Source organism: Ruegeria sp. HKCCE3926, assembly GCF_017872515.1.
In the GTDB taxonomy this organism is placed as follows: domain Bacteria; phylum Pseudomonadota; class Alphaproteobacteria; order Rhodobacterales; family Rhodobacteraceae; genus Ruegeria.
In genome coordinates, this window is the sequence record NZ_JAEDOU010000003.1 from 183,790 (window position 1) to 204,375 (window position 20,586).

At 56.6% G+C, this 20,586-nt stretch carries 20 protein-coding genes; 9 read left to right on the top strand and 11 right to left on the bottom strand.

The window, feature by feature from the left end; genetic code table 11:
* Positions 1 to 110: 110 nt before the first annotated feature.
* From I9184_RS10835 to I9184_RS10860, 6 genes are all read right to left on the bottom strand, one after another.
* A complete protein-coding gene (locus I9184_RS10835) occupies positions 111 to 299 on the bottom strand; it encodes a hypothetical protein (RefSeq protein WP_209834300.1) in 189 nt (62 codons plus the stop codon).
* Positions 300 to 718: 419 nt separating this feature from the next.
* Entirely contained in the window at positions 719 to 1,231 is a 513-nt protein-coding gene (locus tag I9184_RS10840) for a hypothetical protein (protein WP_209834302.1), read from the bottom strand.
* Between the two features lie 279 nt (positions 1,232 to 1,510).
* A complete protein-coding gene (locus tag I9184_RS10845) occupies positions 1,511 to 4,750 on the bottom strand; it encodes a hypothetical protein (protein WP_209834303.1) in 3,240 nt (1,079 codons plus the stop codon).
* Entirely contained in the window at positions 4,747 to 5,259 is a 513-nt protein-coding gene (locus I9184_RS10850; protein ID WP_209834305.1) for a hypothetical protein, read from the bottom strand. Before I9184_RS10850 ends, I9184_RS10845 begins: the two co-directional genes overlap by 4 nt.
* A complete protein-coding gene (locus I9184_RS10855; protein ID WP_209834307.1) occupies positions 5,256 to 5,852 on the bottom strand; it encodes a hypothetical protein in 597 nt (198 codons plus the stop codon). The genes I9184_RS10850 and I9184_RS10855 overlap by 4 nt, the downstream gene beginning before the upstream one ends.
* A gap of 126 nt (positions 5,853 to 5,978) precedes the next feature.
* On the bottom strand, positions 5,979 to 6,278 hold the full coding sequence (locus tag I9184_RS10860; RefSeq protein WP_209834309.1) for a hypothetical protein: 300 nt from the start codon (positions 6,276 to 6,278) through the stop codon (positions 5,979 to 5,981).
* Between the two features lie 149 nt (positions 6,279 to 6,427).
* Here I9184_RS10860 and I9184_RS10865 point away from each other — a divergent pair, with 149 nt between their 5' ends.
* A complete protein-coding gene (locus I9184_RS10865) occupies positions 6,428 to 6,730 on the top strand; it encodes a hypothetical protein (RefSeq protein WP_209834311.1) in 303 nt (100 codons plus the stop codon).
* 3 nt (positions 6,731 to 6,733) lie between these two features.
* Here I9184_RS10865 and I9184_RS10870 read toward each other — a convergent pair whose 3' ends face one another.
* Together I9184_RS10870 and I9184_RS10875 are read right to left on the bottom strand one after the other, a co-directional pair.
* On the bottom strand, positions 6,734 to 7,201 hold the full coding sequence (locus I9184_RS10870) for a hypothetical protein (protein ID WP_209834313.1): 468 nt from the start codon (positions 7,199 to 7,201) through the stop codon (positions 6,734 to 6,736).
* Positions 7,194 to 8,345 (bottom strand): site-specific integrase, encoded by a 1,152-nt coding sequence (locus I9184_RS10875; RefSeq protein WP_209834315.1) that lies wholly within the window; start codon positions 8,343 to 8,345, stop codon positions 7,194 to 7,196. Before I9184_RS10875 ends, I9184_RS10870 begins: the two co-directional genes overlap by 8 nt.
* A gap of 313 nt (positions 8,346 to 8,658) precedes the next feature.
* Here I9184_RS10875 and I9184_RS10880 point away from each other — a divergent pair, with 313 nt between their 5' ends.
* A complete protein-coding gene (locus I9184_RS10880; RefSeq protein WP_171635491.1) occupies positions 8,659 to 9,684 on the top strand; it encodes a LacI family DNA-binding transcriptional regulator in 1,026 nt (341 codons plus the stop codon).
* Positions 9,681 to 10,901 (top strand): crosslink repair DNA glycosylase YcaQ family protein, encoded by a 1,221-nt coding sequence (locus tag I9184_RS10885; RefSeq protein ID WP_209834317.1) that lies wholly within the window; start codon positions 9,681 to 9,683, stop codon positions 10,899 to 10,901. Before I9184_RS10880 ends, I9184_RS10885 begins: the two co-directional genes overlap by 4 nt.
* A gap of 3 nt (positions 10,902 to 10,904) precedes the next feature.
* Here the strand turns inward: I9184_RS10885 and I9184_RS10890 are convergent, their stop codons facing one another.
* Positions 10,905 to 11,603: a fumarylacetoacetate hydrolase family protein gene (locus I9184_RS10890; RefSeq protein ID WP_171635793.1), complete on the bottom strand. Its 699-nt coding sequence runs from the start codon at positions 11,601 to 11,603 to the stop codon at positions 10,905 to 10,907.
* Positions 11,604 to 12,210: 607 nt separating this feature from the next.
* The gene (hpaR, locus tag I9184_RS10895; protein ID WP_171206457.1) at positions 12,211 to 12,645 is read right to left on the bottom strand and encodes a homoprotocatechuate degradation operon regulator HpaR; all 435 of its coding nucleotides are present in this window, start codon (positions 12,643 to 12,645) and stop codon (positions 12,211 to 12,213) included.
* A gap of 232 nt (positions 12,646 to 12,877) precedes the next feature.
* Here hpaR and I9184_RS10900 point away from each other — a divergent pair, with 232 nt between their 5' ends.
* Complete coding sequence (locus I9184_RS10900) at positions 12,878 to 13,648, top strand: HpcH/HpaI aldolase/citrate lyase family protein (RefSeq protein WP_209834319.1); 771 nt, start codon at positions 12,878 to 12,880, stop codon at positions 13,646 to 13,648.
* A gap of 4 nt (positions 13,649 to 13,652) precedes the next feature.
* Here I9184_RS10900 and I9184_RS10905 read toward each other — a convergent pair whose 3' ends face one another.
* Complete coding sequence (locus tag I9184_RS10905; protein WP_171635484.1) at positions 13,653 to 14,795, bottom strand: DUF3095 domain-containing protein; 1,143 nt, start codon at positions 14,793 to 14,795, stop codon at positions 13,653 to 13,655.
* 141 nt (positions 14,796 to 14,936) lie between these two features.
* On the opposite strand from I9184_RS10905, the gene I9184_RS10910 reads away from it, so the two are divergent.
* The 5 genes from I9184_RS10910 (at position 14,937) to I9184_RS10930 (ending at position 20,561) form a co-directional block, all read left to right on the top strand.
* On the top strand, positions 14,937 to 16,109 hold the full coding sequence (locus I9184_RS10910; protein WP_209834321.1) for an MFS transporter: 1,173 nt from the start codon (positions 14,937 to 14,939) through the stop codon (positions 16,107 to 16,109).
* Positions 16,110 to 16,128: 19 nt separating this feature from the next.
* Complete coding sequence (locus tag I9184_RS10915) at positions 16,129 to 17,184, top strand: glycosyltransferase family 4 protein (RefSeq protein WP_209834323.1); 1,056 nt, start codon at positions 16,129 to 16,131, stop codon at positions 17,182 to 17,184.
* A 95-nt stretch (positions 17,185 to 17,279) separates the two neighbouring features.
* Complete coding sequence (locus I9184_RS10920) at positions 17,280 to 18,302, top strand: aspartate-semialdehyde dehydrogenase (RefSeq protein WP_209834325.1); 1,023 nt, start codon at positions 17,280 to 17,282, stop codon at positions 18,300 to 18,302.
* Between the two features lie 150 nt (positions 18,303 to 18,452).
* Positions 18,453 to 19,379: a DMT family transporter gene (locus I9184_RS10925; RefSeq protein ID WP_209834328.1), complete on the top strand. Its 927-nt coding sequence runs from the start codon at positions 18,453 to 18,455 to the stop codon at positions 19,377 to 19,379.
* A gap of 264 nt (positions 19,380 to 19,643) precedes the next feature.
* Positions 19,644 to 20,561, top strand: a complete 918-nt coding sequence (locus I9184_RS10930; RefSeq protein WP_209834329.1) for an endonuclease/exonuclease/phosphatase family protein — start codon at positions 19,644 to 19,646, stop codon at positions 20,559 to 20,561.
* Positions 20,562 to 20,586 lie beyond the last annotated feature (25 nt).

The window sequence follows — 20,586 nt, forward strand, 5'->3', positions numbered from 1 at the left end:
TCCACGCGCATGGCAACTACGACCAAGTTTGCAATTGGCCGTAAGGCAACAAGTACGATTTCAGCAACACAACGGCGTGTCGGTTTTATTGCAAAGAACAACCGGCACAATCACCAGCAGCCAGCTTCTTTGCAGCGGCGCTCGTACTCTTTCCATTCCTTATGATCGAACGGGCCAGAAGCATCGCTTGTCCCAAACACCAGTTTGGCAATCTCATCTCGCTTGCATTTCTTGTTATACCACCGAAAAGCCCAAACGCATCCGATGCCGAGGGCAAACCCAATGTAAAGCATGTCCATTGTCTTTTCCTTGTTCTTCGAACACTGGTTGTACCGCCACACACAAGCAGCTAACCTGAATACCTCTTTCAGAACAGGGCAATGTGAGCGAATTGCTTATAGAAGCACTCGACCTACTCGGTCGGCTGGTAGAGATCATCTTCAACTCCTGCGGTATAGTCGCCCTCGTCCTTGGTTGGCGAAAGGACCATCGTTCTTCGACCAAGCAGGATGGGCAGGAGGACCAGAGGGATAGGGACCAAGACCCATAGACCCTCGCCTGTCGAGAAATCACATTATTTTGAAATGCCGTCGGCGCAGAACACCACTCTAACTACCCTTTTCGTAGAAAATTCAGGAAGTTAGAGTGGTTTAGGTGTAAAGAGTGGTTACTCGCAGCGACGCAGAAACAGAATAACCTTTTTCTCCAGATGCTCAGTTTATTGATGCCAGATGCGCCAACCCATTCGATAGAGTCGCTCCAGGTCAGACATTGGGATGGGTTCCTTGGCGACCTCGATTATCTTTTCGGTCTCACCAGCTGCGATTGTGGTCGAACCTTTGCTGCTGGCCAGTATGAACTCATCAGCATCTTCTAACTCATACTGAACGGTGACCTTAACCGATCTATCCAGATTATTTCGAACCTCATACTGCCACCCCCATTCGCAACCATATTCAGTTTGCTTGAACAGGTCCAAAACGCTCTCAAATTTCGTAGTGCTAACGAACCGCACGCATTTGAAGCCGCTCGACAAATGCGTCAGGGGCGGTTCGCCTTCCTCGTCCCCCCAGTCGATGTCACCAGTTCTGTCGTCAATAAATTGAGCGAACTTTGACGAGTTGCTCGGCGGCCAATGGAGTGCATAGTACCCGCCAAATAGACCACAAAGCACAGCAACTACTGGCAATAGAAAACTGCGCGTTGCCGTTTTTGAAGCGTCTTCCCTCATAAATTCACACCCTAGTACCTCAAATTCTTTTCTCAACTTGGCCACATAATTCATTTGTTTCAATAGGATGGCAAGAACTCACATCAACTTGGCAAGAACTCAAAAGAAGGGGATGGTGGCGGGTGGGATTCCGGCTCAGTTTAAAATTACGTTTAAATGATTTTCGGTCGCGGGAAACTCCCCTCCTAACCCACTCTTACCACGGCTTTCCAATAGAAGCGTGGGGAGCGAGGGGAACAAGGCGAGCATCCCGCGACGGAAAATCAGAAAACCCTATTTTCAGGATATTCCGCTTATTGGGTCTTCTCTGCTTTCCACCCGGTAGAAGTTGCCATTCCGATCATTGCGCGCTCGTAGAACAAGGTCCAAGTCTTCATTCACCTGAGTGAAGGCACCAACGATCTGCTCGAAGCGATGACCCAACGTCTTTGCCGAAGGCATAGAGGTTGTAAACCGCGAACCTGTGTCAACGGACCCGTCTAGAGCTTCAAGCAATTCGCGCCCTTTGCCGCCCAACTTCAGGTCAACGTCTGGTGTTCCGACTGTGCCATTGTTGGCGCGACGGTTGTTCATTTCCTTCTGTTCTTCTTCCAGCGCGGCAATCACCGCACGGGCAGCAAACTCGGTTTTGTTCTGCCAAGCATCTGCCAGGATGGTCAGGACCGTGGCTCGGGCCAGTTCAGCCGGGTTCTGGGTTTCGTTTTCTAAGAACAACTGGGCAAAGCGCACCTCGGACGCGTCCTTGATACCGCCTTCCATCGCGAGCTTAGACAAGGCTTCCAGAGGCGACCCAACCAGGTGATACCACATGCGGAACCGGGTTTCGGTATCGTCCAGCCGATGTTTGCCCGTGTACCGCTCAAGCCTCGGGTTCCAGAGCAGCAATGTGTACAGGCATTCAAGGATCTTGCCTCTGTTGCGGAAAGAGAACCGAATGGGGTCTTTGTGGGTGAAGTCTCGGTTCTCGGGGTCAGCCCGGTCAGACCTCAGCGACATGACCAAGGCACGGGAAGCGAAGTCACCAGCCGGACGGATGTTGTTGCCGTTCACGACAATCACGGTTCGCGGCTGCACGTATTTTACAGAACTCGCGCCCAACACCCGGTCGGAATATTCGGCGGTCGTCAGAGCCGCATTCAACGCATCGCTGTCAATGTCCTGCCCACGATGGGTGTTGTCGAATACCAGCAACGGAATGTCCGCTGAGATGTACGGCAGCATAGACTTCCGCATCTCCTCTTGGTCCGTAGACCATCGGGCCGCAGTCGCGTATTTGCCCAACACGCCAGCACTCACCATGTTACCGAAGGTCGTCTTCCCTGCCCCCCTCTGGGCCGCACTCACAACGTAGGCAGGGCGCTCACCGGGCAGCACCATTCGCTGTATCATGCTCAGCATCATCGACACCCCGACGATGAACCCGGTCCAGTCTGTTTCTACGTCGCAAAGCCATTTGTTCCGCATCCACGTTAGAGCGGCCAATGCTTCCTCATCGGTTGGCGTGTGTCGTGGCATAGAACGCAGCACGTCAGGTTCCAGGCGATAGATCAGCCCGGTTTCGCGGTCCAAGCCTTCACCGTGCATCACCGTGCCATCGGGCAACAGGAATGGCAGGGTACAGACCCCCTTGGCGACAGGCAGCTTAGACTTCTCGGGATGTAGCTTCCGAAGGCGGTTCGCATGGGCATTGGGCAAACGCACATCTAGAATGTCGCCTTGGCGGGTGATCTTATAGAACTCGACGTGTTGTTCTACGAGCGACAGCACATCGTTCATCTCCAGCGGAACCAATGTCGGAGCAGGCGGAGCGGGTTTCTCCTCGCCTTCCCCGTCGCCAGTACCGAGTTGGTGTAGGCCAGCCGGAACCCGGTTCTGTACCTCAACCAGTTTGCCGTCCACGTCCCGCATCGGTGGTTCAGGCGCATCATCTTCAGCAAGGACACTTTCAACCAGATTCAAGGTCGGGCCGAATGGTGCGTCCCATTCCGGTACAACGAACCTTGGCAACCCGGTTGCCCGTTCTTCGGCTCGGCGTTCAGCTTCGGCTCTGCGTTGGCGTCCACGTTCGCCACTCACAGCTTGCGATAGAACACGAGTACCAATGCCAGTCTTTTCTACGGCATGTTCCTTCACCATGGCGAACTGGTCGTCGGACAAGTCGGCGCTGATTACAGCAATGGCGAAGTCGGAGAGAAACCGAATGCGCACATCTACATTCGTCACCTCGTCTGCCCCGGCCTCAACTGCTTTGTCAATCAAGGCATGGATGGTCTCGGGAGTGTGGGCCAGCTTGTAGGTCGTCCCGAGGCCATGGGCCATCGAGTGAATGAAGATGCCATGTTCTTCCACGTACAGCTTCGCCTTGCCGCGACCGTAGTCAATGCCTTCCAGTGGGTCGGCAAGGGTCAGCCGGTCAAAGGTTTCGGGATCGGCCAGCACGTCGGAAACAGACACTATTCCGATGGTGCGACGGTCAAAGTGTAACTCGGCCTCAGCCGACAGCACTCCCCCCCTCTTGCGTTCCTGCATCCGTTTGGCGTCGGAGTCAGAGCAACCATGCTTCGTTGCCAGCTTGCGGACTTGTACCCGGTCGTAAGACGCGGCCACCCGGTCGGCTTCCTCTTTGGTCGCCAACATCAGGGTATCAATCTTGTTGCGGTATTCCTTGCGTTCAGCAGGCGACAGGTCAGGCAACACTTGGCGGGTATCAATGGGCACACCGTCATGGGCTTGCGGAGCGCGGTCCTCGGGCTTCTGGGCGACGGGGTGTACACAAACCGGAGGGGCTTCAAAGACAAGCCTCTCGGGACTGCCGACGGTCGCATCTACCAGTGTTCGGGTCTGTTGTTGCCCAGCGCGAGAGATGAAGATCCAGCCCAGATCTGCCATGATACATCTGTCAAAAAACGCTCTGGTCGCACGGGGAATGTCGGTGGCGTCAATCACACGCACATAGAGGTGAACCCCCTTGCTGCCAACGATCTCCTCGCCAGTGTCGGCGTTGTACAGCTTGGCGGACGTAGACGGACGCAACACATAGTCAGCATGTTCCAGGCTGGGTAGAACATCACGCAGGACCGACACCGCACCGTCTTTGTCTACACGCCGCTGAATGTTCGGCGGAGCCTCACCCATGTCTAGGTCTATCAGCATCCAGCCTTCGGATTCAGGGAACGAGAAGTGGTCCAGCGACCGAGAGATCGCACCCTTTGGCGCAATTTCGGTATCGGCAAGGTTCAGTTTGTCGTTGGTTACAACCGCCACAGTTTCGGTTTCGTCGGTCTTGGCGAAACAGCCCAAGGAAATTGCTTCGTTCTCGCCGAGGTTGGTCAGCACGTCAGCCATGGCCGACGCATCGGGAACATACACCTTTCGGGCTTCGCCGCGCACCATCAGGCATTGCGAGGCGTCTTTCTTCAACTTGCCGCCATCTAGCGACAGTTCCTTGGTCAGCATTCCAGCCGACTTGGTGAACACGGTTACATGGGCGGGGGCCAGGAAACTGTCTCGTGGGCTCATTTCACTACCACTGTGTGCTGTAGGTTGAAGGTCTGGCGGATCGGTTCGCTCACCATCGTGATCAGACGTACAGACGTGCGACGGTCTAAGGCGTCTGGGCCTTCAGCAGTCAGCCACCAAAGCGCGAAGGAATAGATGCAGTCTACGATCTGCTCGATCTCTGGGTTGCCGATGTCGGTAAGGTTGGTCTTGTAGTTACACTCGTCTAAGACGTGGGTGGAGAGTTCGTACAAGGCGTCGTAGAGTGCCATGCCGGGGTCGCGTGTTCCGGTTCGCCACACGGCCTCGATGTTCTGGTCAAGGTAGGTTTCCGGCTTGGTCAGATCGTTTTCTTCAGGGTCATGCGGGATGTACGGAAGCCTCAACCCAAAGACTGTCGTATTTACACTGGCGACAATCACTGTGCTTGCCGGGGTGAACATGCCGTCCTGTCTGACGCGTTCTATCTGTTCGGAAACCCGCAGGCCCTCCCGCACCATCATCACGTTTACTGGTTCTTGTTCATTCATTGTTGGGTCTCCGCAACAGGCACCAGACACAACGGAAAGGCGCAGTGGTGTAATTCGTCCTTGGCGCGCAACGACACGAGCGCGATGGCGATTTCAGGTTGGGTTGGGTCGGGTGTCAGCAGGTTGCCGATCATCAAGTCAGACGAGACGGCTGCCCAAAGGTCTGCGGTGCGTTGCTCTACGATGTCCCACATCTCGCGAGTGATACTGTCGCCGTGCTGGTCGATGGCCGACAAATAGATGTAGCCTTCTTCACTCAGCATTTGTGTGCTTGTCGTCCATGGCGGGACACGGCGCATGATCGCCTCGCCTCGGGCAACACTCGCATCGAAGTCGGTCGGAGCCGGGAACTTTATGGTCGTCCCGATGCGTTCGTTGGCAAACACCGCGATCCTGGCATGTGGTCCGCGGAACTTGCGTGCGCTGCGGTCTATCGCTGCCGCAGCTTGTCGCAATGCTCGCTTGAACATCTGGTGGCGGTGTGGCGACATAGTTCGTAGCAACTTCTGCTTGGTGCTCAGGCCAAGCCATTCAGCTTGGCCTTCAACACCCGCGTCGGACCACCCTTTGAATTGTGGGGGTATAGTTGGCATTGGCGTCTCCTTGCGGAGCGCCCGTCACCCTAGTCGGCATTGCTCAGATACGGTATCGTTTGGTCGTCCTTTCAGACATCAACGAGTGCTCCGGCCGATCCTGCCAAACATGGGTCGGGGCACTTTCTATGCTGCGTCTGATTCGACTTCGGCTGCTTGGGCCAATTCGGTCAGCCATTCTTGCGCATCCTTCACGTGTACATACACGCGCCGACCTATCTTAAAGGTCTTTGGGCCTTTGCCCTCTTTGCGTATCTGCTGCATGGTCGAAACAGGAAGCGCGATCTGGCAGGCGAAGTCGTCGATCGGGATCGCACCATAGTTCTGCGATACGAATGATTTGATGACTTCACCGTTCACACGGATGATGTCGCGTAAAAGGTCGGGGTCCCAATTCTTGGGTACTTCGTTGTCTTTTTTCGGCATATTCACGCTCCAATAGGTTGATTAGAACCTGCATACCGGGCGCAACGGGTATGGTATATTTACCGTACCCGCTAAATACTTCCGTGCCGTTGACTCGAATAGTTCTGCACTCTTATTTCAATCCCCATCCCACAAAGGAGGGGGAAAAAATGAATGTAATCACAACTCCACAATCAGCAGAAAACCTACCAATTACGGTGCCGGATTACGATATTAAGATACGAACGCCACGCGATAATCCCGGTGGTCGGGAGGTCAAGATTGACGTATTTACCGAAACCACGAAACATTTCTTGTCACTACCGCAGAAGGCAGGTCGCAAAGCTGGAGATCGGTTCTTGTCAGCATGGGTAGACGTCCACCTGTCGCATAAATACGCAACACACGTTTTACGCGATCTCAAAGTGTTATGGGGTGCTATCTGCGTAGAGCCTTCGCCAATGGCGAAGTGATACTTAGGGCTTGTACCGCTTCATGTAGGCATAGATCGTGTTCGCTTTTAGAGAGACCTCGGGCAAACTGGGGTCTCTGTTTTTGTTCAGCTTTTCATTCACGTGCTCTAGCACCTTCGTAGATGCTCTGCTTATGGTCATTGGCTTAGAATAGCCTGCATTGATCCTATGAGCTTCGGCCCATGCGATCTGCGCGACTCTTTCAGCCACGACATTGTTCGGATTTGAACGACGTGACTCATTACGCTTTTGATTCGTTTGTTCTTTGAATTCAGAAATCATTTCTTCGTTGGCGGTTGCAGCCAGCCCAATTGCGACAGCCTTCAGCGCAGTTGGCGAAAGTTCCTTTAATAGAGCCACATCAGCCGCAAGAAACGTTGGGTGATCGGTCCAGTACTCCAGACCCCAGTTCTCAGCCTCCCAATACTCCTCAGCATCGGCAAAGAAGTCTATGTCAGTCCGATCAGTCACTGAACCACACCTCCAAGTCCTGTTTCACAAAGTTCGCATAGGTCGCCTCAATCATCTCCAGCGACGTGCCGCAGTTCTGGGCGATTGCCATGACCGGGACCGACCGAGATAGATGCCGGGTAATATAAGAGTGTCGCGCGCAATAGAAGGTCGTGCCTTCCGGCAGATCAGCCTTGGCAATGCTCCGGTCTATCGGCCCACGGGAATGGTCATGGTGCCAGCGGTCTCCATTCTTGTCTATCAGCAGCGCCCGGTCAGGATCGTTCACCCCCTTCACCAGCGACCGAAAGAACGCATCTGCCTTGGGCGACAAAACAATGGTCCGGCGTCCGGTCTTGCCGTCAACGGTCAACCGACGCGGAGCAAGGTCTCTTACGTTCGCGGCTACCAATTCACCGTACCGGGCACCTGTGTAGAACGCCGCCAGCCACAGGTTACGCACCTCGCCAGATTCACAAGCGTCGTAGAGCCTGTTTTCCTCAGTTTCGGTGAGGACCACGACACGTTTGCCGAAGGCGTCAGCCTTGGCGAAGTTCTTCACCTTGCCCCAAGGCCTGGCAGCGTCTGGCAGGTGTCTGTCAGCCGCGAAGTTCAGCGCGGCCCTCAGCGTGTTCATGTCCCGGTTGGCGGTAGCTCTCCGAGCGCGCAGGCGGTCCTCCGCATGGCCCTCAAGGAAGGAGTCACGGTAGCGTTCAATGTCGCTAACAGTCAGGTCAAGAACCAACATATCGCCGAACCATCGCTTGGTCCGCAGGACATAATTCATGGTGCTGTGTTCCGCTCTGGGCTTCATGCCCCGCGCCAGCTTATCAGCAAACCAGTCGTCCAGTGCACGAGCGACCGTGATGGCCGCAGGAGCCGGAGCAAAGATGTTGCGGGCAGCTTCGCAGGCTTGGTCGAAATTCAGCACATCGTTGCCGTTCGCAGGTTCCAGATCGTCCGCCACGCCGGGGATGCGCTTCTGCTTAGACACCCCATCAGCGTCCAGCATTCGCACCGTCCATAGACCGGGCAGCTTGGCTCCTTTTCTGTAGCCGACATGTAGCTTGTCCGTCAGCCGCCGGAAGTGGGCATTCGGCGACGGATTAAGCTTTGCGCGGGCAGCGCGGGTGGTGATCGGTTTGTCCTGTACGGTCCTAGCCATGGCTATTCCTAAAGCGTCCAGGCCCTCTCGAGGCTTAAGAATGGCTTAGTATATTAACCGTGCTTAGTAAAGGGTGGTCCGGGCTTATCCGGGTCTAACGAATTGTTTTATTAGCCTTTCCTGAAATTCAGGGGCTTGTTTTGTGGGTGCTGTAACCCCTTAGGAGGGGGCTGCTCTATCCAGTTGAGCCACGGGGCCGCGCCCTGCCTTCTGTAACCGGGATTTTCCGGGTTGTCATCGCCTTTGCACAATTGTTGTACACACCGACCTGTTCACGCTAGCATCGGACAAAACAACAACGCAGGTGCCTCCCGTGAACAGTGAAACCAAACGCCCGCTTACCCTTCGTGATGTGTCCGAGGCTTCAGGTGTCTCAGAGATGACGGTGAGCCGGGTTCTGCGTAACCGGGGGGATGTGTCCGACGCCACCCGCACCCGCGTTCTGGCCGCCGCCAAAGAGCTGGGATATGTCCCCAACAAGATCGCGGGCGCCCTGGCATCCAGCCGGGTCAACCTGGTCGCGGTGATCATCCCCTCACTTTCGAACATGGTATTTCCCGAGGTGATGACCGGCATCAATCAGGTGCTCGAAGATACCGAACTGCAACCCGTGGTTGGCGTGACGGATTATCTGCCCGAAAAAGAGGAAAAAGTGCTGTACGAGATGCTCTCGTGGAGACCCTCGGGCGTGATCATTGCAGGGCTGGAACACACCGACGCGGCGCGCGCCATGCTGGATTCGGCTGGCATTCCGGTGGTCGAGATCATGGATACCGACGGCAAACCTGTCGACGCGATGGTCGGCATCTCGCATCGCCGCGCCGGGCGCGAAATGGCGCAGGCGATCCTGAAGGCCGGGTATCAGCATATCGGCTTTATGGGCACCAAGATGCCGCTGGATCACCGCGCCCGAAAACGCTTTGAAGGGTTTACGGAAGTGCTGGGCAAACACGGGATCGAGATCGAAGATCGCGAGTTCTATTCCGGTGGCTCTGCCCTGGCCAAAGGGCGCGAGATGACACAGGCCATGCTTGATCGGTCACCCGATCTGGATTTCCTGTATTATTCCAACGACATGATCGGAGCTGGCGGTCTGTTGTACCTGCTGGAGCAAGGCGTGGATATCCCGGGGCAGATCGGTCTGGCGGGGTTCAACAACGTGGAACTTTTGCAGGGTCTTCCGCGCAAATTGGCGACGATGGATGCCTGTCGTCTAGACATAGGACGTCAGGCCGCGCAGATCATCGCTGAACGCCTGAAGGACCCGGAGGCCGAAATCGAGACACGGGTCACGCTGACCCCCAAGATCAGCTATGGCGACACTCTGAAACGACGATGAATGCGCCCCTGAAGCGGCTCGACAACCGGACGGCCCGCGCCGTTTTCCTGGATCGCCATGCTTTGGCCGAACAGCCTGCGGGCGCGGCCAAGGGCGCCGGGCTTCTTGACCTTGTCCAGCGGTTGGGGTTCGTGCAGCTCGACAGCATCAACACCGTTGCCCGCGCTCATGACATGATCCTGTTTTCCCGACGGCCTGCGTATCGCAGCGCCAACCTGAAAAGGCTCTATGAAAGGGAAAAAGCGCTGTTCGAACACTGGACACATGATGCGGCCGTAATCCCCATGTCGTTCTATCCGCACTGGCATCTGCGCTTTCAGCGTGATGCGGATCTGTTGAAGGCACGCTGGAAGAACTGGCGGCGGGATGGGTTCGAGCAACAGTTCGAGACTGTCTTGCAACACATCCGCGACCACGGGCCCGTGTGTTCGTCAGACGTTGGCAAGGATGAAAAGAAAGGCTCGGGCGGTTGGTGGGACTGGCACCCGTCAAAAACCGCATTGGAGTTTCTGTGGCGTTCCGGGGCCCTGACCGTTGTGGGCCGCGACGGGTTTCAGAAACGGTATGATCTGACTGAACGTGTGATCGAAACCCGCCTGTGCCCCGGGAACATGGCCTGTGATGCGACGGCGACCGTGGATTGGCTGTGCAACGCAGCGCTGGACCGGTTGGGCTTTGCCACGTCCGGCGAGCTGGCCGCGTTCTGGGGCACGGTTACCACCGCCGAAGCCAAAGACTGGTGTGCCACGGCGTTGGCTCAAGGCAATATCGAAGAGATCGAGGTCACTTGCGCCGATGGACGCCTGCGCAAAACTTTTGCCCGCTCTGAATTGATGGATCGGGCAACCGACTTGCCGCAACCGCCCGGTCGGATCCGAGTGCTCAGCCCGTTTGACCCCATGCTTCGGGACAGAAACCGGGCCGAGCGGTTGTTTGGCTTTCACTATCGCATCGAAATTTTCGTGCCCGAAGACAGGCGCACATATGGGTATTACGTCTTCCCCTTGCTTGAAGGCGATCGATTGATCGGCCGGATCGACATGAAGGCGCATCGCGATCGCGACCTGCTGCATGTCAAAGCGCTCTGGCCCGAACGCGGAGTGCGCTGGTCTGACGCCCGCACCCGCCGCCTGAACGCTGAGCTGGACAGGGTGCGTAGGCTGGCAGGCGTCACGCATGTAGAGTTCGCAATTGACTGGCTGAAAGACCCTAAATAGGGTCTATTCGACGTCAGACAGCGTGAGCTGAATCGGCTCCAGCCCATCGATTTCACCAGTCAGAACATCTCCTGCTACAACCGGGCCCACGCCAGCGGGCGTGCCGGTCAGGATCAGATCGCCGGGGCGCAGATGGTAAAAACCGGACAAGTGCACAACGATTTCGTCTATCTTCCAAATCAGCTCTTCCAGTGTCGCGTTCTGGCGCAGTTCGCCGTTTACACTGAGGCGGATGTGTTTGTTTTCGTCCGGTGACCAGGCAGCGGCGGGCGTCAGCGGTGCGAATACCGCTCCGTTTTCGACGTCTTTGCCCAGATCCCAGGGTCGCTGCTTGTTTCGCTCGCGGATTTGCAGGTCGCGGCGGGTCATATCAAGCGCACAGCCATAGGCGTAGACAGCATCCCATGCCTGCGCACGGGTGGTTCGAAACACAGGCTTTCCAATCGCCAATGCCAATTCCATTTCATGATGGTAATTCTCGGTCCCGGCTGGATACGGGACGGTCGAACCAGTCAGAATCGCGTTTGGCGCAGATTTGGTGAAATAGAAAGGTGCTTCGCGATCCACTTCATTCCCCATCTCGGCAGCATGGGCCGCGTAGTTTCGACCGACGCAGAAAATGCGCCCAACAGGATACCCTGCGGTCTCGCCAACAATGGGGATGGTGATTGGATCGGGAAGGGAAAACACACTGTTCGACATGTTGGTTCCTGAATATTGCTTTGCCGTCATCTTACGCCTGCCAGAACAGTCAGCAAGCCGGGAAAGCGCGCTGGATTTCGCCGCTATCCAAGAGTTGTTTCAGCGCGAACCTGCTCAATTCTGACCTGAAAGAAAACCGCCGTATCAAAACAAGTGCATATCCGTCTTTATGGACGCATCAAGGTACAAACAAATCGGGTTAACACTTGGCTCAGACGAAAGTCGGGCTAGGTACTGAGGAAGACTGGTTTGACGCATCCATCTTATGAGATGCGAAGACAGCAACACCGCGCCCTTGGCACCATAAGCGACCAAAGTGACGCGAGGAAACCACTTGCGGACCCACGTAACGATCGGCAATTGCCTAAGTCTGTTTCGGAGAGCATAGGTGCATGGCCCTTCCCCCAAGGGCCGAAAGACCCTAGTCAGAGCCACATTTCCGGCTCTTCAATACTCCGATGCGCAGGCCGGACCGTCAGGCAAGGCGTGACGCAACCGGCCTCAGGCCAGGCCTAACCCAAATCCAAGTCTGGCCACCCCGTCGGAGATCGCCCCTAAAATCTCCGGCGGGGTCCTTGCAGATGACACCCATGTTCTGCGACCGGCATCAGGTATCCAAGTCATTCAACTCGTTCAGAAGATCCAGCAACAATTCGTGTTTTTCCGGCCCCAGAAGGGAACGAATGCGTTTCGCCTGTGCCATGCTGGCGGGCTGATTGGCATGAATGATCTGAACGCCACGCTCACCGATCTCGACAATCTGGCGACGCCGGTCCGCCGGATGGCATCGTCGGGAGATCAGGCCGCGATGCTCCAGTTTCTGCAATATCCGTGTCAGGCTTGGCAACAACAGACAGGCGCGTTCGGCAATATGCGTCGGTTCCTGCGGGCCTTCTTCGTTCAATACGCGCAACACCCGCCACTGCTGTTCGGTGACACCGGCGTCGGCCAGCATTGCTCGGATGGGTCCCATAACCTTTTCCCGCGCCCGCAAAAGCGCAATGGGCAAAGATCGCGACGTCAGTGGGAGGTCGTCGGTCATGCCAAAATTATCGCCGAAATCCGTGATTTACGCAAGGGAACCCTCGGCTTTCGGTTTGAAGCACAAGAACCGCAGGGTCGCCGCCGCCCTTGCGTGACACGCCTTTGCCGCCGTCAATCCGATGACGCCAAATTGCATTAAAACTGGACAATTTCGCGCCACGGAAGAAGATGTGGAAACGGCCACTTTCGCGACCACGTCGCGCCGAAGATTTTGCAACAAAGGAAACAGTATGGCTGCGCAGCAAAACGCGTTCAAACAGGCTCTGAAAAAGGGAGAAACGCAGATCGGGTGCTGGATGAGCTTTGCCGAGCCCGCAGCGGCCGAGATGATGGGAACCGCGGGTTTTGATTGGCTGGTAATCGATGGAGAGCATGCCCCTAACGATATCCGGTCGATCCGGGACCAGCTTCTGGCACTTGCGGCAAGCGACTCTCATGCGGTTGTGCGGGTTCCCGTGGGTGAGACCTGGTTGATCAAGATGGTTCTGGATGCGGGTGCTCAGACCATTCTGGTTCCGATCGTGGAAAGTGCCGAGCAGGCGCAAGATCTGGTTCGGGCCTGCCATTATCCCCCTGCCGGTGTCCGTGGCGTGGGCGCGATGGCATCGCGGGCGACGATGTACGGATCGGTCGGAGATTATATTCAGACCGCAGATCAGGAGATTTGTTTGTTGTTGCAGGTGGAAACCCGCGCCGGAATTGCTGCTCTGGACGACATCCTGGATGTTGAAGGCGTGGATGGCGTATTCATAGGCCCTGCTGATCTGTCGACCGATATGGGCCATCAGGGCAACAGCGCGGCACCCGAGGTGCGCGCGGTTATCCGGGATGCACTGACGCGGATCAAGGCCGCAGGCAAAGCGCCGGGCATTCTGGCCACAAATGACGAGGCCCGTCAGGCATATCTGGATATGGGCGCACAGTTTTTGGCGGTTGGCATTGATGTGATGCTTCTGACGCAAACGGCACGTGATCTCGCCGCACGATGGAAAGCCGACTAACCGCTCAACGGACCATGGCCGCTGCGGCTTGGGCGTATCCGCCCGAGGCACCGTCGACGAAATGCACATGATCGTCCCGTGTGGCCGACGGGACGAAACAGGTCATCATCGCCTCGTCCTGCACGTGCAGACCGTATCGGATTTTGCCGCGCCCGCGCGCTTCTTTCAGCAAGTGTTCGATCTGTCGCAAAGTGGCCGGGTCACAATCCAACGTCATCTTCAGGCCGTCATCGAACTTACGGAAATCGGCATTGCTGCTGACCATCGTCCTGTAGTGTTCGGGTTCGAACTGTCCCAGCTTCTTGCGTGTTTTGAACAATATCGCGATCAGCAGGTTCTGAAACAGAAGAACGAGCTTGTGCAGAAACAAATTCCGCCCGTTGCGCGAAACATGCGCATCAATGTCGAGGCCGGGGGGCGGCCACGTCATGGGCGGACCATTTACAGGCACCGGATGACCTGCGCGCTCCAGCTCTTCTGACGCGGACAGAACCGATTGCGCAAGGTCGGCAAAGTCGCGTTCAGTTGCCGACGCAGTGGGTTCAACGACCAGTGACACGATCTGACCGTGCCGCGCCGGGCTGTTTGACCATCTGCATGACAGGCCTGTCAGGTCCGGCTGCGCACCCGGTTCGGCAGGCGCGATCATGTGATGGCCCGCTTTCATCTCTGCCTCGGCCCAGGCCAAGCCTCCGCCCGAGAACATGGCATAATCCACCCCGGAAGAGGGCGCAAAACGAGCGACGCGCAAGTCCCTGCCTGCTTTTCGGATATCCGCCACCGACACCAGCGCCGCACGCAACGGCATGGAAAACTCTTCTTCCGCCCAACGCCGCATGGCTGACAGAGTATCCCGCGCTGCTTCAATTTCGCTGGGGGGGATCGCAAACGCCGCCCCGTCGCCGCCAAAGACATAGGGAAACAACTTGCCGTCCATCGCGTTTATCATCGCCGAGATAACAGCAGCCCCCACGGTGTTGACGGTTTTGTATCGCCCCCGCGCGATCTCGCCGGTTGAATCGACGATGTCGGCAACCCCCAGAAACCAGTCGTCGGGCACCGGCGAAAACTGCGCCGGATCCGCCAGACGGGTGAAATCCCTCAACAGGGGCAGGTTTTCGTAAAATGCGGAATGGAGGTCTTTCATTTTCCCCCTCGAAATCAAACTTCTGGCAATGATAGCCGGAATGCGGCCCGAGTCCTCGTTTTGAAACATAGTACACATGCTTGTGCGTTGCATCATTGCGTGCCAAGCATTCCTTGCGGAAAAGCGGAAAAGAGGCGGAATATGCAGGCGGGTTTGGTGGTTTTGTGCCTGGGCTATGTGCTCAGCCAGTTTTTCCGTGCATTTCTGGCTGTGCTCAGCCTGGATCTTGAACGCGATATCGGCGCTACACCCGAAGATCTGGCCTTTGCATCCGGCCTTTGGTTTCTGGTGTTCGCTGCAATGCAAATCCCGGTCGGCTGGGCGCTGGACAAGGTTGGGCCCAGGCTGACCGCAGCCGCGCTTCTTCTGGTTGGCGGCGCAGGAGGATCCGCAATTTTTGCGGTCGCGACCTCACCGTTGCATGTCAGTGTTGCCATGGGCCTGATCGGGGTTGGGTGCTCTCCGGTTCTGATGGCTTCCTATTTCATCTTTGCCCGCGAATACCCGCCTGCGAAATTCGCGACACTGGCTGCCGTCATGCTGGGTGTTGGCTCGGTGGGCAATCTCGTGGCCTCCTATCCGACTGCGCTTGCGGTCGAATGGATGGGATGGCGCGCCACCATGGTTGGGCTGGCCGTTATATCTGCTGCGATTGCTTTGGGTATTTGGCTGAGCCTGCGCGATCCAGCGAAGGTTGATACGGAACACAAAGGTTCACTTCTGGACCTGCTGAAAGAGCCTGCACTGTGGCTGATCATGCCCTTGATGCTGGTGGCCTATGCGCCCTCTGCCGCGCTGCGCGGGCTATGGGCCGGGCCGTATCTAAACGATGTCTTCGGGCTCAGCACCACCCAGATCGGCACTGCGACACTGGTCATGGGGTCTGCGATGATCGCCGGTACCTTTGTCTACGGACCGCTGGATCGTGTCTTCGGCACTCGGAAATGGGTTATCTTCACAGGCAACGCGCTGGGTGTCGTGGCGCTGACCCTGCTTTGCGTTTGGATCGACCATGCCACATGGCTGTCCGTTCTGCTGTTGGCCATCATAGGGTTCACCGGGGCCAGTTTTCCGGTCATCATGGCCCATGGTCGGGCCTTCGTTCCCGCCCATCTGGTGGGCCGAGGCGTAACCCTGTTGAACCTTTTCGGAATCGGAGGGGTCGGCATCGCCCAATTTGTCACCGGGCGCATTCATGCCGCCACGGCCCAGGCTGGAACAACCGCGCCCTACACCGCGATTTTCGGGTTTTTTGCGGTAACCCTTGCCATCGGTTGCGTGATTTATCTATTCAGCCGAGATAATGTGGATTGAAGCAATTGCGGAGCAAGCCGTGCAGGATATCGAGGTTATAGCGCCGAACCTGAAACACAGCCTCTCCGGCGTCACCACAACCGTAATCCGCCTGTTGCCGATTCAAAAGCAAATGATCAGGATCGTCGCCACGGGACCCGGCCTGCCGGGTGATCTGCCCCATATCCGGTTGATCAAAATTCCGTTCCTTTCGAACAGAACGCTCCGGGTGTGGCATGCACGGCGCAACACCGAAATGCTGATGGGTTTGTTTCTGAAACATGTGCTGCGACGCAATCTGAAACTTCTGTTCACCTCGGCTGCGCAACGAAATCATTCGGGGTTCACCAAGTGGCTGATTTCGAAGATGGATGCGCTGATCGCCACAACGCCGCAAGCGGCGTCGTTTCTGGAACATCCCGCAACCGTCATCATGCACGGTGTGAACACCGAACTGTTTCACCCGGCCGAAGACAAAACCGCCCTGCGGCAGAAGCTGGGGCTGCCGGAAGGGTCCTTGATCGGGTGTTTCGGGCGTATTCGACCTCAGAAAGGTGTCGATCTGCTGGTGGATGCGGCGATCGAGATTCTGCCGAACCATCCCGACGCCAGCATCGTGTTCACCGGGCGCGCCACCAAAGAATTTGAAACCTTCCAACAGGAGCAGGAAGCCAAACTCAAGGCTGCCGGGCTGTCGGAACGGGTGCACTTCCTGGGCGAGCGCCCTTGGGAGGAGATCGTTGAAACCTACCGCGCCCTTGACCTGTTCGTGGCCCCGGCCCGTCACGAAGGGTTCGGCCTTACACCGCTTGAGGCGATGGCCTCCGGCGTGCCTGCAATCGCCTGCCACGGGGTCGGAGCGTTCAGCGCCCAGATCGAGGACGGGAAAACCGGCCGCTTGATCGAAAAGGACAACGCCGGGGCGCTGGCTGAAGCACTGGAACAGATGTTGAGCGATCCGGACAAGCTGGTGCAATCCGGTCAGGCCGCAAGACAGCGTGTCGAGCAGCATTTTCGAATCGAAGGTGAGGCCGAGGCCATCGTGCGGGTGTATCGGTCTTTGCTGAACACGGGTGAAAAAGCGCATTCGGGTTAAAATCGACGTCAATTCGGCCAATTCACCCGTGATAGCCCTTTTTTCTTTGCTGCAACGCGGCTATGAACGCGCGTCCTTAACTTTGGAGACATGAAATGGGCTATCGCGTCGTTGTCGCCGGCGCCACGGGTAACGTGGGCCGCGAAATGCTGAACATTCTGGCGGAACGCCAGTTCCCAGTCGATGAACTTGCCGTGCTGGCAAGCCGTCGTTCGCTGGGTACGGAAGTAAGCTTTGGCGACAAGACACTGACCACCCAGGACATCGACACCTTCGATTTCACCGGCTGGGACATGGCCCTGTTCGCCATCGGCTCGGACGCAACCAAGACCTATGCCCCCAAAGCGGCTGCGGCTGGCTGTGTGGTGATCGATAACTCGTCGCTCTATCGCTATGACCCGGAGATTCCGCTGATCGTGCCGGAATGTAACCCGCAAGCGATCCACGACTATAAGAACAAAAACATCATCGCTAACCCCAACTGCTCGACCGCGCAGATGGTTGTCGCGCTGAAACCGCTGCATGACCGTGCGAAGATCAAGCGCGTTGTGGTGTCGACTTATCAGTCGGTTTCCGGTGCCGGTAAGGAAGGCATGGATGAGCTTTGGGATCAGACCAAGGCCATCTACAACCCGACTACCGAAGTTGAGCCGAAGAAATTCCAGAAGCAGATCGCCTTCAACGTCATCCCTCAGATCGACGTCTTCATGGAAGACGGCTCGACCAAGGAAGAGTGGAAGATGGTTGTCGAGACCAAGAAGATCGTCGATCCGTCGATCAAGGTCACAGCCACCTGCGTGCGCGTTCCCGTGTTTGTCGGCCATTCTGAGGCCGTGAACATCGAGTTCGAGGAATTCCTGGACGAAGACGAAGCCCGCGACATCCTGCGTGAAGCACCGGGCATCATGGTGATCGACAAGCGCGAAGCCGGTGGCTACGTCTCGCCCATCGAATGCGCGGGCGATTTCGCCACGTTCATCAGCCGTATCCGCCAGGACTCGACCATCGAGAACGGTCTGAACCTGTGGTGCGTCAGCGACAACCTGCGCAAGGGCGCCGCCCTGAACGCGGTGCAGATCGCGGAGCTTCTGGGCCGCGAGGTTCTGAAAAAGGGCTGACATCCCGATTTTGGTCAAAGCTTGAGAACCAGGAAACCCGCTGATCGTTCGGCGGGTTTTTTGCGTTTCCCAATAGCTGGTTTACAGACGACGTGACGGTTCGGTCAGGTTGCTGATGCCAACGGAAATACTGCATGGTAGGTGTTAAAGATGGGCCGACCAACATCAACCAAGCATGATCCAATACCCTACGCCCTTGCCGGGGCGGGAGTGTTCTTTGCATCCATCTGTTTTGGCTTTGTACCCTATTTCAGCCGGGGTCTCACTGACCACGGACTCGCGCCCTACGCAGTTGCGTTTTATCGGTACATTTTGACGGCGATCCTATTGTTGCCAACCCTTCTGAAGCATCGTTCAAACCGGCGGGAAATAGTCTGGGGTATGGCTGCGGGGGCAGTCATGGGGCTTGGGTGGGTCGGATATGTTACCGCACTTGAAACAGTGCCGGCATCAACGGTGGGTGTTCTTTACATGACCTACCCGGTGTTTACGATCATCATCGCTTGGGCGATATTCGCCGATCCGCCGACGCGGCGCAGCCTTGTTGCGGCCGGTTTGATTGTTCTTGCGGCAGGCATTGCAGGGTCTCCGGCATCCGTACCGATTGACCAAATTCCAACGCTGCTTGTCTCTTTGGCTGCACCTTTCGGATTTGGCTTCGGCATATGCGTGCTTGTACACCGTCTTTCGCGAATTGCTCCTTTGGCCAGGATAGCGTCGGTTTCGTTGGGGTCGGTCGTCGGGCTAACCCCTTTGATTATCTCTTCGGAAATTGGCGAAGTCCTGCCAGCAGGCGGCAGTGACTGGTTTCTGATCGTCGGGATCGGTCTTATGACGGCACTGGTTCCCCAGCTGATTTACACCGTCTGTTCCCCTGTCATCGGGGCATCGCGCACGGCCGTTATCGGCAGCATTGAACTGCCGACAATGTTTGCCGTGGGCGTTTTTGCCTTCGGTGAAACAATCACAGGTGCGCAAGCAGTGGCCTGTGCCTTGGTTTTGAGCGCCATTGCACTTGCACAAAGTCGCGCAACACGAACCTTTACCACCGTGATCAGCAGTCAACGTCACAGGTGAGTCCGCGCCCGAGGTGGCCCGTCAATGCGCTCAGCAGAACCGGCTCGGATCACCTCTTCCACTAAATCGGCACCTTCCGGTCCATCACCCGCATCCATCATGGCTGCGCTATGAACCTCGGTTAGGGTACAGTCTTGCGCGCGGTGAAAATCGCCAACCTGTTGACAAAACCAGACACGCTTGCCACCTAAAACTGAACCTTGTTCGTGGCGGATGTCGGAAGTCCGGAAAAAACCGCCCGGTGCAAGGTAAAAGAGGCAGGGCATGCACATTTCGACCAGACGCAGGATTGCCAGAACCCTGACCATCGGATGCACATGCGTTCTGATGATACTGGTTGTCATTGGCTTTACGGGGCAGGTTTTTGCCGTGGGAGATTCAATCGCTCTGCTCCGGCCTCAGGCTGGTGTTTTGCTTCTCCCCTGCGCGGTAATTCTTCTTTTCATGCGCGCCAGATATCTTGCATTGGCCACCTTGGTCTTTTCCGGGATTGCCATCGGGTCCATCGCGGCCAGCGTTGCCGCGCCCTCGTACGATTGTGACGACACCTGCCTGACGCTGTACCAGAAGAACCTGATGAGCAAAGCCTGGCCCCGGTATTCGCTGGCCGATGATATCCTTGAATCAGACGCACAGATCGTGACCTTGCAGGAAGTCTCCAGCCACAACCGCAAGTACATGAGCAACCTGTTCGAGCATTACCCCGAACAGGCGATCTGTGAATTCCGTCCTGAACAAAACGTCGCCATCCTGACGACCTTGCCGATTGTCGAGAATTCCGAGTTCTGTCTGCAAGGTTATGGGCTTGTGGGGTTACAGGTCAAAGCGCCCGGCGGTGACTTGGTCTGGGTTGTTTCAGTTCATCTGAACTGGCCATTTCCTTACGACCAGTCCAGACAAAGCCAGGTGATTGCCGACCGCATCAGCCAACTTGAAGGACCGGTTCTGATTGCCGGGGATTTCAATATGGTGCCCTGGGGCGAAAGCGTCAGACGGATCGGAGCAGCCGCAAACAACCAAAGCTTTGGAACCGTCCTGAACACCCACAACCTCGGCAGTTGGAAAATCCCATTGCCGATAGACAACCTGTTGTTCCCCAAAGGCACAACCGGAACAGTTGAGCTGCGCCCCTTCATGGGATCCGATCACCTGGGAAAGCTTGCCCGGTTTCGACTGGGCTAGGGCTTCGGTCAAGCACACCTCCGCA

Bases quoted from the DNA above. Each gene is read 5' to 3' on its own strand.
- I9184_RS10850 (WP_209834305.1), bottom strand. From the start codon at position 5,259: ATGAATGAACAAGAACCAGTAAACGTGATGATGGTGCGGGAGGGCCTG.
- I9184_RS10920 (WP_209834325.1), top strand. From the start codon at position 17,280: ATGGGCTATCGCGTCGTTGTCGCCGGCGCCACGGGTAACGTGGGCCGC.
- I9184_RS10845 (WP_209834303.1), bottom strand. From the start codon at position 4,750: ATGAGCCCACGAGACAGTTTCCTGGCCCCCGCCCATGTAACCGTGTTC.
- I9184_RS10925 (WP_209834328.1), top strand. From the start codon at position 18,453: ATGGGCCGACCAACATCAACCAAGCATGATCCAATACCCTACGCCCTT.
- I9184_RS10905 (WP_171635484.1), bottom strand. From the start codon at position 14,795: ATGAAAGACCTCCATTCCGCATTTTACGAAAACCTGCCCCTGTTGAGG.
- I9184_RS10930 (WP_209834329.1), top strand. From the start codon at position 19,644: ATGCACATTTCGACCAGACGCAGGATTGCCAGAACCCTGACCATCGGA.
- I9184_RS10840 (WP_209834302.1), bottom strand. From the start codon at position 1,231: ATGAGGGAAGACGCTTCAAAAACGGCAACGCGCAGTTTTCTATTGCCA.
- I9184_RS10885 (WP_209834317.1), top strand. From the start codon at position 9,681: ATGAATGCGCCCCTGAAGCGGCTCGACAACCGGACGGCCCGCGCCGTT.
- I9184_RS10900 (WP_209834319.1), top strand. From the start codon at position 12,878: ATGGCTGCGCAGCAAAACGCGTTCAAACAGGCTCTGAAAAAGGGAGAA.
- I9184_RS10835 (WP_209834300.1), bottom strand. From the start codon at position 299: ATGGACATGCTTTACATTGGGTTTGCCCTCGGCATCGGATGCGTTTGG.
- I9184_RS10860 (WP_209834309.1), bottom strand. From the start codon at position 6,278: ATGCCGAAAAAAGACAACGAAGTACCCAAGAATTGGGACCCCGACCTT.
- I9184_RS10890 (WP_171635793.1), bottom strand. From the start codon at position 11,603: ATGTCGAACAGTGTGTTTTCCCTTCCCGATCCAATCACCATCCCCATT.
- I9184_RS10855 (WP_209834307.1), bottom strand. From the start codon at position 5,852: ATGCCAACTATACCCCCACAATTCAAAGGGTGGTCCGACGCGGGTGTT.
- I9184_RS10910 (WP_209834321.1), top strand. From the start codon at position 14,937: ATGCAGGCGGGTTTGGTGGTTTTGTGCCTGGGCTATGTGCTCAGCCAG.
- I9184_RS10875 (WP_209834315.1), bottom strand. From the start codon at position 8,345: ATGGCTAGGACCGTACAGGACAAACCGATCACCACCCGCGCTGCCCGC.
- I9184_RS10865 (WP_209834311.1), top strand. From the start codon at position 6,428: ATGAATGTAATCACAACTCCACAATCAGCAGAAAACCTACCAATTACG.
- hpaR (WP_171206457.1), bottom strand. From the start codon at position 12,645: ATGACCGACGACCTCCCACTGACGTCGCGATCTTTGCCCATTGCGCTT.